We start from the raw sequence: 16,141 nt of genomic DNA, 5'->3' as shown, positions 1-16,141 counted from the left end.
ATTAACAAATTAGTGATTTAACAACTTTAAAATCAAACAAATACTATGATTAAATCTAATTTTTAACTAAAAAAGTATCATTTTATTAAAAAATAAATATTTCTATTGCATTTTCGGCACGATTATTGAAATTAACAAAGCTTTAACATTAATCGCAAACTATGATAAACTATCTACTACACAGTTTTAATTGTTGGGGGAGTTGTTAAATGAAAAGGAAAGAAAAACTCGAAGTATGCTAACTTCGAGTTTTATTTTTATATACTAAAATGTAAAAATTAATTATCTAATTAATTTTTTATACTTAATACGTTTCGGCATTAAATCTCCACCTAAACGCTTCTTTTTATTCTCTTCATAATCAGAAAAAGAACCTTCAAAAAAGTAAATCTGGCTATCTCCTTCAAATGCTAAGATATGAGTACAAATTCTATCTAAAAACCATCTATCATGCGAAATTACTACTGCACAACCAGCAAAGTTCTCTAAACCTTCTTCTAATGCTCTTAAAGTATTTACATCTAAATCATTAGTTGGCTCATCTAAAAGTAATACGTTTCCTTCTTCTTTTAAAGTCATCGCTAAGTGTAAACGGTTACGCTCACCTCCAGAAAGTGTACTTACTTTCTTATTCTGCTCGCTACCTCCAAAATTGAAACGACTTAAGTAAGCTCTAGAATTTACTTGTTTCCCTCCCATCATTACTAAATCTTGACCTTCAGAAAAATTTTCCCAAATAGATTTCTCTTGATCTATATTTGAATGTGCTTGATCTACATAAGCTATTTTAGCTGTTTCTCCTACTTTGAAACTTCCTGAATCTGGGGCTTCTTCTCCCATTATCATTTTAAAAATTGTCGTTTTACCAGCACCGTTTGGTCCAATAATACCTACAATTCCTGCTTGCGGAAGATTAAATTCTAAATTTTCATATAATAACTTGTCACCAAAAGCTTTAGAAACACCTGTAGCTTCAATAACATTAGTTCCTAAACGAGGTCCATTAGGAATGTAAATTTCTAATTTTTCTTCTGTTTGTTTTTGGTCTTGACTCATTAACTTTTCATAGTTCTTCAAACGTGCTTTTTGCTTTGTTTGACGACCTTTTGCTCCTTGTCTAACCCATTCTAACTCTCGTTCTAAAGTTTTCTGACGTTTTGATGCCGTTTTACTTTCTTGTGATAGTCTTGTAGACTTTTGATCTAACCAAGATGAGTAATTTCCTTTCCAAGGAATTCCTTCACCTCTGTCTAATTCTAAAATCCATCCTGCTACGTTATCTAAGAAGTATCTATCGTGCGTTACGGCAATTACAGTTCCTTTATATTGTGCTAAATGATGCTCTAACCAATGTACAGATTCTGCATCTAAATGGTTGGTAGGCTCATCTAATAATAAAATTTCTGGTTCTTGTAATAATAATCTACATAATGCAACTCTACGTCGTTCTCCTCCTGATAATACTCCTATTTTCTTGTCAGAATCTGGTGTACGTAAAGCATCCATTGCTATTTCTAACTTGGTATCTAATTCCCAAGCGTTAGAAGCATCTATTTTATCTTGAAGTTCGGCTTGTTGTGCCATTAACTTTTCCATTTTATCAGCATCAGAGTACACTTCTTCTAAACCAAACATATCGTTGATTTTATTATACTCATCTAGAATAGCCACAGTTTCTGCAACTCCTTCTTTAACTACTTCTAAAACTGTTTTATTTTCATCTAATTGTGGCTCTTGTTCAAGGTATCCAACTTTATAACCTGGAGAAAAAGTTACATCTCCTTGGAAATTTTTTTCTACTCCTGCTATTATTTTTAACAAAGTAGATTTACCAGATCCATTAAGTCCTAGAATACCAATTTTAGCTCCATAAAAAAAGCTTAAATAAATATCTTTTAAAACTTGTTTTCCTGTACTTTGATAGGTCTTAGAGACCTTATTCATTGAAAAAATTACTTTCTTATCGTCTGACATTTAACTGCTATTTTTTATTATTTAAACTCTTCCTTTTAGGGCATTAAAAACCCAAGCATTTGCAAAAAAACCTAGACCTACAGCTCCAAAACCATAACCTGCAATTTCATCGTATTTAAATACAGCTAAAGCTACCAATAAAATACCCATTAAAACCATTATAAGTGTTGCCCAACCTAGGACTGTGTTTTTATTCATTGACATAATTTACTTTTTACAAAAAATATGAACTACAAATATCGGTATTTATTTAGACTTAACCATATAAGTATTAAGCATAAAAAATCTCGCTATATAGCGAGATTTTTTATGCTTTGAATATTTTTTATTTTTTTGCTAGCTTACGTAAAACTACCCATTGTTTCATCATTTCTCGAGAATCACAGGCTGGATAACCTACAACCGTTTTACCTGCTGCTACGTCTGCAATTACTCCAGATCCTGCACCTACTTTTGCTCCTGAATGAATAGTTGTATGATCTTTAATAGATGCACTTCCTCCTATAATTACTCCATCTCCTAAAGTTACAGAACCAGCCAATCCACTATTACCTGCCATGATACAAAATCTTCCTAATATAGAGTTATGCCCAATTTGAACCAAATTATCAATCTTACATCCATCTCCTAAAATAGTTGAACTAAATTTACCTCTATCTACACATGAATTTGCACCAATTTCTACATTATCTCCTATTACAACATTCCCTATATGTGGTATTTTAGTCAAACCTTGTTCACTTGGTCTGTATCCAAAACCATCTGCTCCAATACTAACATTTGTATGAAAAATACAACTGCTTCCTATTACGCTTCGTTCTCTAATTACTGTACCAGACCAAACTGTTGTATTATTTCCAATAATAGAATCATCAAAAACAGAAACATTTGGGTACAAAATAACACCATCTCCTAAAACTACATTTTCACCGATATAGCTATTAGCTCCAATCTTACATCCTTTTCCTAATTTTACATTTTTGCTTATAACTGCGGTTGGGTGAATGTCTATTTCAAATTTTGGGCTATCTAATTGGAAAGTTTCTAATAAAGTTGCCATTGCTAGATCTGCATTTTTAACTTTAATGAATGCTTTTTTATCCCCTGGTAATATGTCTAACTTCTCATCTACAATTGCTGCACTTGCATTAGATTTTTCCCATAAACGAGCGAATTTTTGATTTCCAATAAATGTTATTTGACCTTTTACAGCTTTTTCTATTTGCTCTGGGTCACATATTTTTTCTGAACAATCCCCTATTAATTCACCCTTTAAAATGGTATTAATCTCTTGTATTGTAAATGACTTCATATTTTATTATTGTTTTAGGTTGTTAAAATAGGGTTATTTTTTTTAGTATTTTTTAGAATAAAAAAAACCTGTTTAATACAGGTTTCTTTTATTCTAAAATAACTAGGAATTATAGTTTAGCAGCTAATCTACTTCCTTGGTTGATTGCTCTTTTTGCATCAAGCTCTGCTGCAACATCAGCTCCTCCAATTATATGTGTCTTTATTCCTTTAGTTTCTAATGGTTCTAATAATTCTTTAAATGGTACTTGTCCTGCACAAATTATTATATTATCCACTTCTAATACTTTTTGCTCTTCATTTTGGGTATAATGCAAGCCTGCATCATCTATTTTAGTGTATTGAACTTCATTAATAAATTGTACTTTTTTCTTTTTTAGTACTGCTCTATGAATCCAACCTGTAGTTTTCCCTAATTTACCTCCAAACTTTCCTTTACTTCGTTTGAACATAAATATTTCTCTTGGTGATGGATGATTCTCTGGCTGTATTCCCTCAATTCCTGCACGGGCTTCCAATGATTTATCTATCCCCCATTCTTGTAACCAAGCATCTATATTTTGAGAAGTACTCTCTCCTTCATGTGCTAAGTATTCTGATATATCAAAACCTATTGCTCCTCCACCAATAACTGCAACACGCTTTCCTACTGGTTTTTTATTTTTTACTACATCAATATAACTCAATACTTTTTCATGCTCTATACCTTCTATTCTTGGAGTTCTTGGTTTTATTCCTGTTGCTAAAACTACCTCATCAAAATTACCTTTTATTAGGTCTTCTGCGGTAACTCTTGTATTCAACTTTAAATTTACATTATGAAGTTGAATCTGTTTATTAAAATATCGTATTGTTTCATAAAACTCTTCTTTACCTGGAATTTGTTTTGCTATATTAAACTGACCTCCTATTTCTTTATCTCCATCAAACAAAGTAACATCATGGCCTCTTTGTGCAGCAATGGTTGCAGCTACTAATCCTGCTGGGCCAGCTCCAACAACCGCTATGCTTTTTTTGTTATCAGTTGGTGTATAATTTAACTCTGTTTCATGACAAGCTCTTGGATTTACCAAACAACTTGCTACTTTCTTTTGAAATGCATGATCTAAACATGCTTGATTACACCCTATACAAGTATTTATCTCATCATCACGTTCTTCTTGCGCTTTATTTACCCATTCTGGATCTGCCAAAAATGGACGTGCCATAGAAATCATATCTGCATCTCCTTCTGATAAAACTTTTTCTGCAGTTTCTGGCATATTAATTCGGTTAGAAGTAATTAACGGAATTGACAATTCTTTTTTCATTTTTTTAGTTACCCAAGTAAATGCTGCTCTTGGTACTGAGGTTGCTATGGTAGGAATTCGCGCTTCGTGCCAACCAATACCTGTATTGATTATTGTAGCTCCTGCTTTTTCTATCTCTTTACCTAACTGTACCACTTCTTCCCAAGAACTTCCTTGCTCAACTAAATCAAGCATTGATAATCGGTAAATTATAATAAAATTCTCACCTACTGCTTCTCTTGTTTTACGTACTATTTCTACTGCTAAACGTATTCTATTCTCATAATCTCCTCCATAGTTATCTGTTCTTTTATTTGTTCTTTTAACTATAAACTGATTAATTAAATATCCTTCAGAACCCATTATCTCTACGCCATCATACCCAGCTTCCTGCGATAATTTTGCGCAGTTTACAAAATCTTTTACTGTTCTTCGAATACCCGATTGTTTTAAAGCAAATGGCTTAAAAGGATTTATCGGTGCTTGTATTTTTGAAGGTGCTACACTAACAGGATGATAACCATAACGCCCTGAATGTAAAATTTGCATACAAATCTTTCCACCTTCTTTATGCACCGCATCAGTAATTACTTTATGCTCACGTGCATGCTTTTTAGTACTCATTCTTGCCGAGAAAGGTGCTGTCCAACCTTGAATGTTAGGCGCTATTCCTCCAGTAACTATTAATCCAACTCCTCCTCTAGCTCTCTCTGCATAATAAGTTGCTATTTTTTCTATTCCATTTTTTTCTTCTTCTAAACCAGTATGCATAGAGCCCATTAAAATACGGTTCTTCAAGGTGGTAAATCCTAAATCTAATGGTTCAAAAATATGCTTGTATTTGGTCATTTTGTCTAGTTTTTGTTATTTTATTTATTATGCATGCATAATAAAATGCAAGATACAATTTTTTATAAAACAAAAACTCAAAGATTAAATCTTTGAGTTTTTTGTAGGTTTTAGAACCTAACTTACTATATAACCAGAATATTAAATCAAGTTAGAAAATCATTGGTACCTCAACAAATAAGATATCTGATGTTCTTTGAGCAATTATATTTATTGATCTTGTTTCCCAAATACCTATTGCATCTCTCTTTCCTAATATATTATTATCTATTTTTATATCCCCTTCAATATTCATAATATAAACACCGTGATTATTTGATTTCAATTTGTATTCTAATGCTTCATTTTTGTGCAACGTTATTCTTGAAATTTGTGCGTCTTGCTGAATCTTTAAACTTTTATCATCTTTAGAATTCTCTGAACTCACCAAAATTTGTAGTTTATTATTTCGTTCTGTTTCTTTAAAATATTTCTGCTCATACTTTGGTGTTATGTTTTGCTCACTTGGAACAATCCATAACTGAAAAAAGTTTACTTTTTCTAATTCATTATCATTAAATTCAGAATGAGTTAAACCACTTCCTGCTGACATTACTTGTACTTCTCCCGCTGTTATTGCCTTTTTATTCCCCATACTATCTTTATGAGATAATGCACCTAACAATGGAATTGAAATAATTTCCATATTCTTATGTGGATGTGTTCCAAAGCCTTCTTTTGCCTCTACAATATCATCATTAAAAACTCGTAATGCTCCAAAATTCATTCGATCTGAATTATAATAACCTGCAAAACTAAAGCTATGGTAACTTTCCAACCAACCGTGATTTACATATCCTCTACTATCTGCTCTATGAAGTATTGTTTTCATTTTATCTTTTAAATTATTAATATAAATACCCCATTTTTCCTTTCTTATAATCTCGTAATGCTTCCATTATTTCTGTTTGAGTATTCATTACATATGGGCCCCAAGAAGCTACTTTTTCGTTAATAGGTTCTCCTGATAATACCAACAAGATACTTTCCTTTTTAGCTTCTATTTGTATAGTATTTCCATCTTGATGAAAAGTAATCATTTGAGTTGCTCCTTTCTTTAAAGTTGTTTCATTATTAATTAACGTTTCTCCTTCTAACAAATACACTAAAGAATTATGCGACATTGGAATTGTAACATTTACCTCTCCTTTCTCTTGTGTCTTAACTGTAAACACATTAACTGGTGTCTGAGTTTTTATTAAACCTTGTTTCCCCTCTTGCTCACCTGCTACAACTTTTAATTGAATACTCTTATCATCATTTTCAACTACTGGAATCACTTCACTTTTTAAATGCTGGTAATTTGCTGGCATCATCTTCTTTTCTGCTGGCAAATTCAACCACAATTGAATACCTTCTAGTTCACCTCCTTTTTCTACAAATTCTTTTGAAGGTCCTTCTGCATGTATAATACCTCTACCGGCAGTTGTCCATTGTACATCTCCTGCTTTAACTAACATTTCATTCCCCAAAGAATCTCTATGAAACTGTTCTCCTTTAAATAGTAAAGTTATTGGCTCAAAACCTCTATGGGGGTGTGGACCTAGATCGAACGGATTATTAAATACGCTAATTGCATAGGGACCATAATGGTGCAATAGCAAAAAAGGATCTACCATATCTATTCCTTCTGTTGGAATTGGTTGTCTTAATCGTATTGGGCCCATACTTACTAATGGACTTCCTACTTTATGCGCTATTGTTTTTATTGTTTTCATTTCTATTTTATTTCAGATTACACTTTTAATTTTATTCACACATCTAAATAAAACTGCTAGGTATTTTCTGCTTCTTATATTTTAAAATCATCTTCTTTAAGTTATTTTCCATGGAAAATATATTTATAAATTTTTTTCTTTCTCTTTTTTAAAATTTCAATAATAATTACCTTATTTTATCTAACAATTCACTTAATTGAATTGCCTCTTCTTCAGAAAGTTTTTCTATAAAATCAATGTCTATATTACTATCAATTGTTTTTAATAACTCTAATCCTTGATTAACGATACTTATATATACTACTCTCCTATCATGATCACATCGTATACGTTTAATTAATTTCTTATCACATAACTTATCCATTAATCGTGTAGCATTAGGAGCACGTTCTATCATTCTGTCTTTAATAACTTGAACTTTGATAGGCTCTTTCGCTCCTCTTAATATTCTTAGTATATTATACTGTTGAGGAGATATTCCGTAAGGCCGGAAAAACTCATTCTCTTTACTTAAAATCCAGTTTGCTGTATATTTTATATTTATAAAAGCTTTCACTTTATTATTTGGAAATGTTGAATTAATATCTTTTGAAATATCTCCCATCTTAACTAAGCTCTTAATTTTAAATCTTGCATTAGTTTATTAAATAAATCTGATGTTGGTGTTAAGTATACTTCATCATCTATGAACAATGTAGGATATTTAACTACTCCTTCATATAACTCTTTACTATGTTCTCTGGCTTCTTCATCCGTTGACACATCTTTATATTCAAAAGCTATTTCTGTAGATCTTAAAAAATTTTTAAATGCAACTGTATGCGCATGCCCTTTTCTACCGTATAAAGTAATCTTCATTTTTTTCCTTTTCTAGTTACAAATTTACGAAATACACCTTTTATTTCCAAGGGAACTAATTTAATAGTATCTATATCATAAATTATAGGTTATATGGGAAATCATAGCTCTTATCCTTTAAATTCCATCTGCATATGAGCCCCATCACAATACGGTTTATTTTGAGAAGCTCCACATCTACAAAATGCAGTTGTTTTATTTTTCTTTTCTTCTACTCCATTCGAGTTCGTTACATGTAAAGTTCCATAAACTAACAACGGACCATTCTCTAAAACCTCAATCTTAGTCTCTGTATGTGCTTTTTCCTTACTTCCTCCTTTAGATATATAAGACAAGGCTCCTGAAGGACATGCTTCTACTTGTTTTTTTATTCTGTCTGTAGTTGCCCCTTCCATATTTACCCAAGGTTTATTTCTTGGATCAAAAACTTGAATTAACTCTTTCCAGCACTTTTTGGCATGAATACAAGTATTAGGTTTCCAAACTACAGTAATATCATCGTTACTGTAGTTCTTTATAATTTCCTTTTTATTATCAGACATAACTAAAATGTTTTTATTTATACTACATTTTCGAAAGTTGTAACTGCTTCTTTTAATTTTTTGTTTAATTCTTCATTTACAATGCTTTCCCCTTTAAAGTTATCATAAAACCCTGGGAATGAAAAATTTGATGCAACATTAGCCCCCATGTGTGGAAATGCTCCTAATGCTGAAGCTAATACTCCTGCTCCTCCTCTACCTCCTGGAGATGCTGCCATTACCAAAACTGGTTTATCTCTAAATACTTTTCTTTCTTTTCTTGAAGCCCAGTCAAAAACGTTTTTAAAAGCTGCTGAATAAGATCCATTATGCTCAGCTAAAGACACTATAAAACCATCGTATTTATCTAATGCTTCATTAAACTTGGCTGCACCTTCTGGATATGCTTCATCTCTTTCTATATCTTCACTAAAAATTGGCGATTTATAATCATTTAAATCTAATATATCAAAAGATACATTTTCTAGTTGATTTGCTGCATAAGTAGCTAACTGTTTGTTTATCGATGTAGTACTTGTACTTCCAGCAAAAGCTGCTATTTTTTTCATCTTATTATTTTATTTTGCTTGTTATTTCTGTTTCCCCTTTTACCATTTTAGCTACTGGACATTGACCAGCCATTTCTAATAGCTTTACTTGTTGTTCCTCTGTAACCTCTTTTTCAAAAGAAATTTCTTCTATTAATGATTTTTTTATTCCTTCAGAAGTTAACGCTTGTTTTTGAATTACTTTGACAGTTATTTCTCCAATGTCCCATTTTTTTCTTTCAGCGTACATACGAAGTGTCATAGATACACAACCTCCTATTGCTGTTAGTAAATACTCTACAGGTGTTGGAGCATTATCATCTCCTCCCTTATTTACAGGCTCATCTATCATAACAAAATGGTTTCTCATTTTTGCTTCTGCTAAATAATTACGATTGGTTAGTTTAACTTCTGAAGTGATATTTTTAGGCATTTAATTTTTTATTATAAATATATGATATTACTAATAAAACCATTGCCATAATTGCCCCCATTTGTTCTCCATCTCCTATCATGACATGCGCAAAAAATGCAAGTACAAAAGCAAAGAAAAATCCAGCATAGGCCCATTCTTTTAAAAATGTATCTTTTAGAAACCAAATAGCTACTAATCCTAAAATTTTAGCTGCTCCATATGGATAAATAATATACGTTGGATACCCAAAGGCTTCAAACATTTTAGCTATTTCTGCATTATTAAAGAAATACATTCCAGCAGAAAACAACATTAATAATGTTAATAATCCTGTAGCTACATAATAGATAATTTTGTCTCGTTTCATTATAATTTAGTTTTAAATTCATTACAAAGGTATAAAAAATATTTTTATTTACCGTGGAATATATTTACTAGGTAAATAAATTTCATATTTCTCTTTCTTAAATATATAGAAATTATTATATATTTGCATAAGTACTTATATAATTAATTATTATAAATAATATGGACGCATTAAAAGGTTTTGGAGAAATTGGAATGGGCTCTCGTTTAAAGAGAGTAAGTGAGTATATGATGCGAGAAACTCAATTGGTTTATAATCAATATAATATTGATTTTGACCCTTACCTATTCCCAACATTTAAAATAATAAAAAACAAAAATGGTGTTACCAATACTGAAATAACGAATAGTTTACATATTTCTCAACCTGCTACAACACAAGTTGTAAACAAACTTTTGAAAAAAGAGTTAATTATTTTAAGAGAAGATAAAATTGATAAACGCAAGAAAGTAATATTTCTTTCCGATAAAGGTAAAAAGTTAATTAAAAATGTCTCCCCAATATGGAATAGTATAGAACAAATTATTAAAGAATACACCTCTATAACATCAAACTCTTTAGTAGAACATTTAAATATATTAGAAGAAAAATTTAACACCAAAGCTTTTAGCAAAGCTATCATAGAACACATAGAAATGAATACTATAAAAAAACACAACTTAAATATTGAAAATTTTAAGAATGAATATGCTTCTCATTTTTACGATTTAAACATTGAATGGTTAAAAACTTTTTTTTACGTTGAACCATACGATGAAGAGGTTTTAAGCAACCCTAATAAATATATAATTGACAAAGGCGGACATATCTTTTTTGCAAAATTGAACAATGATATCGTAGGTACAGTAGCTTTAATGCCTATGGAAGAAGAAAATGTATACGAACTAACTAAAATGGCTGTTTCACCTAAACATAGAGGTCATAAAATTGGTCAGAAATTAATGCAAAAATGTATTGATTTTGCCGAAGAAAACAAATTCAACAAACTTGTTTTATACTCTAATACAAAGCTTGAAAATGCAATTTATATTTATAGAAAATATGGTTTTATTGAAACACCTGTTGAAAAAAATTCACCATATGTGAGAGGTAATATTAAAATGGAATTAAAAACAAACTAACAAAAAACTCCAGCGATATGCTGGAGTTTACTTCAAAATACAAAAATTTATAAACTGCGAATTATAAACTTTATCTCTTTTAATTTTTCAGTAAAATTTCCCGTTATGTAAACAAACAACTTTTTACAAACCACACAAACGGGAAACTTACTTACAAATAATTAATGTAAAATACTTTATACTTCTATTGCTACAACTTCATTTGTAGAAATTTGTTTGTTTACTTCAAACTGGTTGGATGTATTTTTTTCTCCACCTGCTTTTAAAGCTTTATCTCCTGCAAAAAAAGTTTTATGATCATCTCCTAAATCAGAACCAGCCATTCTTTGGTGTTTTACACACGATACTCCTTTTCTTATTTCTTTACGTTGTACTTCCTTTACATATGACAACATTCCTTCTTCTCCGAAATAACCTTCGGTTAAATCGTTCATATGAAGTGCTGTTGTATGATACGTTGGAAGTGTTATTAAATGATGAAAGATACCTGCTTCTCTAGCTCCATCTATTTGAAATGTACGAATCTTTTCATCTGCTCGAACACATAGTTCTGATCCATCATACATATCATCCATTAAATTATTTTTATCATACTTGGATACATCCTTTCCTTCTAAAACCATGGTATCGTAAACCTGATTACGGAAATTTAATGTCCAATTAAATGATGGTGAATTGTTATATACCAACTTTGCATTTGGCACTTCTTCTTTTACGCGATTTACCATATGTGCTATCTGATCTACATTTGGTGTAGGCGTTTCTATCCATAATAAATCCGCTCCGTTTTTAAGACTTACTATACAATCTAGTACTACCCTATCTATATTAGATCCTTCTTTAAATTTATACAACCCGTTAGACAACCGTATTGGGCGCACTAATTTTCCGTCTCTTTTTAATAATACATCATCTTCTTTCGCATTTTCTATCGCTATTTCCTCAGCTTCTACAAATGCTAAATATTGCGATGCTAAATCTCCTGGTTCTTGACTTACCGGTAATTTCTGTGTTAAACCAGCTCCTTCAGAATCGGTTCTCGCTACAATTATTCCATCATCAACTCCTAACTCTAAAAAAGCATATCGGATTGCATTTAATTTTGCTATAAAATCTTCATGAGGCACTGTTACTTTTCCATCTTGATGCCCACATTGTTTTGCATCGGAAACTTGATTTTCTATCTGAATTGCACATGCTCCAGCTTCAATCATTTTTTTTGCCAACAAATATGTTGCTTCTTCATTTCCAAACCCTGCATCAATATCTGCTATAATTGGAACTATATGTGTTTCGAAATTATCTATTTCACTTTGTACATCTTCTCCGTTCTCTAATTTTTTAAATAAATCGTTCAAGGCTATAGCATCTGCTTGACGTAAAAAATCATAAATTTCTTTAATTAGGGCTGGTACTGCTGTTTTTTCGTGCATTGATTGATCTGGCAATGGACCAAATTCTGAGCGTAATGCTGCTACCATCCAACCTGAAAGATATAAATATCGCTTACTTGTTGTTTTATGATGCTTCTTAACTGCAATCATTTTTTGCTGTGCTACAAACCCATGCCAACATCCTAATGATTGCGTATATTTTGACGTATCTGCATCATATTCTGCCATATCTTTTCTCATAATAGCAGCTGTATATTTTGCTATATCTAAGCCTGTTTTAAAGCGATTTTGCGCTACCATTCTTGCTGCATTCTCCGGATTTACAGCATTCCAAGTATTTCCGTACTTTTTCTTAAGGCTAATTACAGTTTCTAATGCTGAATTGTAACTTCCTTGCGCTAAATTTTTCATAAATTTGTGTTGTTAAATAAGTTATTTAATTTTATTAATAGCTTACCCCATAAAATGTTGCCGCATTTTGTGGGGCTTTTTTTTGTTTATAAGTATTTATATGCTGGTAAGGTTAAGAATTCTACAAACTCTTTATTTAAAATTAAATCATCAAATAATTTAATGGCTGTTTCAAATTTCCCTTGAGCATACCTTGCCTCCCCTACATAACTTTTGATCTTTTTTATTTCTTCTTTTTTATACTGTAAGTACATATCTTTTGTAAATGTTCTTCCGTCTTCTAATAATACATTTTTATGTAACCATTGCCATACTTGTGATCTTGATATTTCTGCTGTTGCAGCATCTTCCATTAAATTATACAGTGCCGCTGCTCCTTGTTTCATTAACCACGATTCTATATATAAAATTCCAACATTTATATTATCTCTTATACCCTTTTCTGAAATTGTTCCTTCAGGTAATGCTACAAGTTCTTTTTCTGTTATTGATACATCTTCTAATTTTTTATCTATCTGATTTGCATTCGGCATGTATTCGTTAAAAACATCCATTGCTACTTTTACCAATCCTGGATGTGCCACCCATGTACCATCGTGTCCATTTTTAACTTCCTGCAATTTATCATTATACACTTTTGTAAATGCTAATTTATTTGCCTCATCATTATTCTTTACAGGAATTTGTGCTGCCATTCCTCCCATTGCATGCACCCCTCGTTTATGACATGTTTGAATTACTCTTAACGAATATGCTTTCATAAACGGACTCCCCATAGTAACCTGCGAACGGTTTGGGACTATAAAACCTGTATGATTTCTAAACTTTTTGATGTAAGAAAAAATATAATCCCAACGCCCACAATTCAATCCAGCCATATGATCTTTCAATTCATATATAATTTCATCTAATTGAAAACTTGCTGTTATAGTTTCTACTAACACAGTAGCCTTAATTGTTTTTTGTGAAATACCTAAATAATCTTGTGCATATACAAAAACATCATTCCACCAACGCGCTTCTTGGTAATGTTCTAATTTTGGTAAATAAAAATAAGTTGCACTTCCTTCTGCTAATAAGTTTTTAATATTATGAAAGAAGTACAATCCAAAATCTACCAAAGAACCCGACATTTCTTTTCCTTCTATTACAAAATGTTTCTCATTTAAATGCAGTCCTCTAGGGCGAACCAATAAGGTTGCTACTTCTTTATTTAACTTGTATGTTTTATCCTTCTTTTCATTGTAAAAAGATATTGTTTTGTTTACTGCATCTCTAAGATTTACTTGTCCATCTAATATATTAGCTATTGTTGGAGAATTGCTATCTTCAAAATCTGCCATAAATGTTTTAGCTCCAGAATTCAATGCATTTATTACCATTTTTCTTTCTACTGGACCCGTAATTTCTACTCTTCGGTCCAATAAATCTTTTGGCAATTTCTCACAAGTCCAATTGTCTTCTCTTACAATTTTTGTTTCTTCTGGAAAACTCGGAAAATTGCCTGCATCAAAATAGGCTTGCTCAATTTCTCTTTCTTCTAGTAGTTGAAGTCTTTTTGCATTAAACCTTTCATGGAGTTGAATTAAAAATGCTTTCGCTTCTTTTGTTAAAACACTTTTATATGCAACTTCTTCAAAACCTTTAAACTGAATTTCTTTGACTAAAACATCTTGATTCATAATAACTTATTTTTAATTATTGATACTTCAATATTATAAAAAAGAATTCGAAACAAAAAGCGAACGTTCGCTAAAATTATACTTTTTGCTAATTTTTATTAATTCGCTAATTTTTATACCTTTGAATTACGAATCTTTTAATAAAACACTTTGGAAGAAGAATATATTAGACTTGTTTTTGGATTAAAACTAAAACAAATACGTACAGATAAAAACCTATCACTCTTTGGATTAGCCAAATTAACTGGTTTATCTAAATCGTATTTAAATGAAATTGAAAAAGGAAAAAAATATCCTAAAACAGATAAAATTGTTACTCTCTCTGAGAAACTAGAAGTTCCCTACGATCATTTGGTTTCTTTAAAGCTTGATAAAAACTTAGCTCCTATTGGTGAAATCTTACAATCGAAAATATTAAAAGAGATTCCTTTAGATCTTTTTGGTATTAAAGAGAATAACTTAATTGACATAGTTGCCAATGCTCCTGCGAAAGTGAATGCCTTTATAAGTACCATTATAAAAATTTCTCAAAATTATAATTTAACTAGAGAGAGTTTTTTTTTAGCTTCTTTACGTTCGTACCAAGAAGCGCATAATAATTACTTTGAAGATATTGAAAACAATGTTATTTCTTTTGCCAAAGCGTATCATATTAATTTAGAAAAATCAATAAAATCAAAAGATTTAGAAGATATACTTATTCAAGAATATGGTTATACTATTAATACTGAAGAGTTATCTAAACATCAAAAATTATCTGAATTAAGAAACATCTACATTCCTAAAAATAAAACCTTACTTATTTTCGATGATATTAATGAAGCCCAAAAAACCTTTATTTACGCTAAAGAAATTGCTTATAACTACTTAAATATTGAAAATCGTTTGTATACCTTTCCTTGGATTAAGTTTGAAAGTTTCGATCAGGTTTTAAATAATTTTATTGCTTCGTATTTTGCTGGTGCTCTTATTATTCCTAAAGATAATCTTATTAAAAAATTAACGCATTTATTTTCTTTGCAAGAATGGCAACCGATACAATTGCATAAAATTATAAAAAGCTTTCACTGTTCTGACGAAACTTTCTACCAACGTTTAACCAACATATTACCCAAACATTTTAATATAAAAAACTTATTCTTTTTACGCTTTACACACAAAGAAAACTCCTCTGTATTTAGGCTCTCTAAAGAATTGCATATTACACAGCAACAGACACCACACGCTAACCGGAATAATGAACACTATTGCAGAAGATGGGTTTCTTTAAAAACTATTCAAGATTTAGAAAAGACGTCTACTAAAAAATCTACCTATAGTATTCAAATATCTTCTTATGAAAATACTAAAAATGAATACCTCGTATTATCTGCAGCTACTTCAGATCCTTTTAAAGATTCAATTAACCGTAGTGTAAGTATTGGTTTATTATTATCTCCGCATTTAAAGAAAAAAATTCAATTCTTTAAAGAAGATACTTTCACTAAAAAAACTGTGGGTGTTACTTGTGAATCTTGTGGTGTTAAAAATTGTAATGAACGAGTAGCCGAACCACGTATTTTAAACAAACAATTAAGAAATTTAGAAATAGAAAAAACAATAGAAAGCATCCTAGAATCACATCGATAAACACCTTGTATTCTA

Annotated in this window: 16 protein-coding genes; 2 read left to right on the top strand and 14 right to left on the bottom strand. The window is 30.8% G+C overall.

Annotated features, from left to right (window positions below):
- Window positions 1-282: 282 nt before the first annotated feature.
- The 12 genes from ettA to Q0881_RS04830 form a co-directional block, all read right to left on the bottom strand.
- The gene (ettA, locus tag Q0881_RS04885; protein ID WP_299157364.1) at window positions 283-1,974 is read right to left on the bottom strand and encodes an energy-dependent translational throttle protein EttA; all 1,692 of its coding nucleotides are present in this window, start codon (window positions 1,972-1,974) and stop codon (window positions 283-285) included.
- Between the two features lie 21 nt (window positions 1,975-1,995).
- The gene (locus Q0881_RS04880) at window positions 1,996-2,172 is read right to left on the bottom strand and encodes a CAL67264 family membrane protein (protein WP_175578649.1); all 177 of its coding nucleotides are present in this window, start codon (window positions 2,170-2,172) and stop codon (window positions 1,996-1,998) included.
- Window positions 2,173-2,299: 127 nt separating this feature from the next.
- Window positions 2,300-3,286 (bottom strand): UDP-3-O-(3-hydroxymyristoyl)glucosamine N-acyltransferase, encoded by a 987-nt coding sequence (gene lpxD, locus Q0881_RS04875; protein ID WP_299157363.1) that lies wholly within the window; start codon window positions 3,284-3,286, stop codon window positions 2,300-2,302.
- A gap of 109 nt (window positions 3,287-3,395) precedes the next feature.
- Window positions 3,396-5,423, bottom strand: a complete 2,028-nt coding sequence (locus Q0881_RS04870; RefSeq protein ID WP_299157362.1) for an NADPH-dependent 2,4-dienoyl-CoA reductase — start codon at window positions 5,421-5,423, stop codon at window positions 3,396-3,398.
- A gap of 151 nt (window positions 5,424-5,574) precedes the next feature.
- Window positions 5,575-6,294 (bottom strand): pirin family protein, encoded by a 720-nt coding sequence (locus Q0881_RS04865; RefSeq protein WP_299157360.1) that lies wholly within the window; start codon window positions 6,292-6,294, stop codon window positions 5,575-5,577.
- A gap of 16 nt (window positions 6,295-6,310) precedes the next feature.
- The gene (locus Q0881_RS04860; RefSeq protein WP_299157359.1) at window positions 6,311-7,180 is read right to left on the bottom strand and encodes a pirin family protein; all 870 of its coding nucleotides are present in this window, start codon (window positions 7,178-7,180) and stop codon (window positions 6,311-6,313) included.
- Window positions 7,181-7,346: 166 nt separating this feature from the next.
- Complete coding sequence (locus tag Q0881_RS04855) at window positions 7,347-7,784, bottom strand: MarR family transcriptional regulator (protein WP_299157358.1); 438 nt, start codon at window positions 7,782-7,784, stop codon at window positions 7,347-7,349.
- A gap of 5 nt (window positions 7,785-7,789) precedes the next feature.
- On the bottom strand, window positions 7,790-8,038 hold the full coding sequence (locus tag Q0881_RS04850; RefSeq protein ID WP_299157356.1) for a glutaredoxin domain-containing protein: 249 nt from the start codon (window positions 8,036-8,038) through the stop codon (window positions 7,790-7,792).
- 110 nt (window positions 8,039-8,148) lie between these two features.
- Window positions 8,149-8,580 carry a (4Fe-4S)-binding protein gene (locus Q0881_RS04845; RefSeq protein WP_299157355.1) on the bottom strand — a complete coding sequence of 144 codons (432 nt, stop codon included), beginning with the start codon at window positions 8,578-8,580 and terminating at the stop codon, window positions 8,149-8,151.
- 17 nt (window positions 8,581-8,597) lie between these two features.
- Window positions 8,598-9,128 carry an NAD(P)H-dependent oxidoreductase gene (locus tag Q0881_RS04840; RefSeq protein ID WP_299157354.1) on the bottom strand — a complete coding sequence of 177 codons (531 nt, stop codon included), beginning with the start codon at window positions 9,126-9,128 and terminating at the stop codon, window positions 8,598-8,600.
- Window positions 9,129-9,132: 4 nt separating this feature from the next.
- Window positions 9,133-9,540, bottom strand: a complete 408-nt coding sequence (locus Q0881_RS04835) for an OsmC family protein (RefSeq protein ID WP_299157353.1) — start codon at window positions 9,538-9,540, stop codon at window positions 9,133-9,135.
- Complete coding sequence (locus Q0881_RS04830; RefSeq protein ID WP_299157351.1) at window positions 9,533-9,889, bottom strand: DoxX family protein; 357 nt, start codon at window positions 9,887-9,889, stop codon at window positions 9,533-9,535. Before Q0881_RS04830 ends, Q0881_RS04835 begins: the two co-directional genes overlap by 8 nt.
- 161 nt (window positions 9,890-10,050) lie before the next feature.
- On the opposite strand from Q0881_RS04830, the gene Q0881_RS17865 reads away from it, so the two are divergent.
- Window positions 10,051-11,010, top strand: coding sequence for a bifunctional helix-turn-helix transcriptional regulator/GNAT family N-acetyltransferase (locus Q0881_RS17865; RefSeq protein ID WP_366139554.1), 960 nt, complete (start codon window positions 10,051-10,053; stop codon window positions 11,008-11,010).
- Window positions 11,011-11,186: 176 nt separating this feature from the next.
- On the opposite strand, the gene Q0881_RS04815 is transcribed toward Q0881_RS17865, so the two are convergent.
- Both Q0881_RS04815 and aceB read right to left on the bottom strand, forming a co-directional pair.
- The gene (locus Q0881_RS04815; protein WP_299157350.1) at window positions 11,187-12,815 is read right to left on the bottom strand and encodes an isocitrate lyase; all 1,629 of its coding nucleotides are present in this window, start codon (window positions 12,813-12,815) and stop codon (window positions 11,187-11,189) included.
- 86 nt (window positions 12,816-12,901) lie between these two features.
- The gene (gene aceB / locus Q0881_RS04810) at window positions 12,902-14,497 is read right to left on the bottom strand and encodes a malate synthase A (RefSeq protein ID WP_299157349.1); all 1,596 of its coding nucleotides are present in this window, start codon (window positions 14,495-14,497) and stop codon (window positions 12,902-12,904) included.
- A 150-nt stretch (window positions 14,498-14,647) separates the two neighbouring features.
- Here aceB and Q0881_RS04805 point away from each other — a divergent pair, with 150 nt between their 5' ends.
- Window positions 14,648-16,126 carry a helix-turn-helix transcriptional regulator gene (locus Q0881_RS04805; RefSeq protein ID WP_299157348.1) on the top strand — a complete coding sequence of 493 codons (1,479 nt, stop codon included), beginning with the start codon at window positions 14,648-14,650 and terminating at the stop codon, window positions 16,124-16,126.
- Window positions 16,127-16,141: the final 15 nt, after the last annotated feature.

The sequence above is a fragment of the uncultured Tenacibaculum sp. genome (assembly GCF_947494125.1).
Classification (GTDB): Bacteria; Bacteroidota; Bacteroidia; order Flavobacteriales; family Flavobacteriaceae; genus Polaribacter.
Note: the sequence above shows the minus strand (reverse complement) of the source record. Positions and strands in the feature narration are given on the sequence as shown.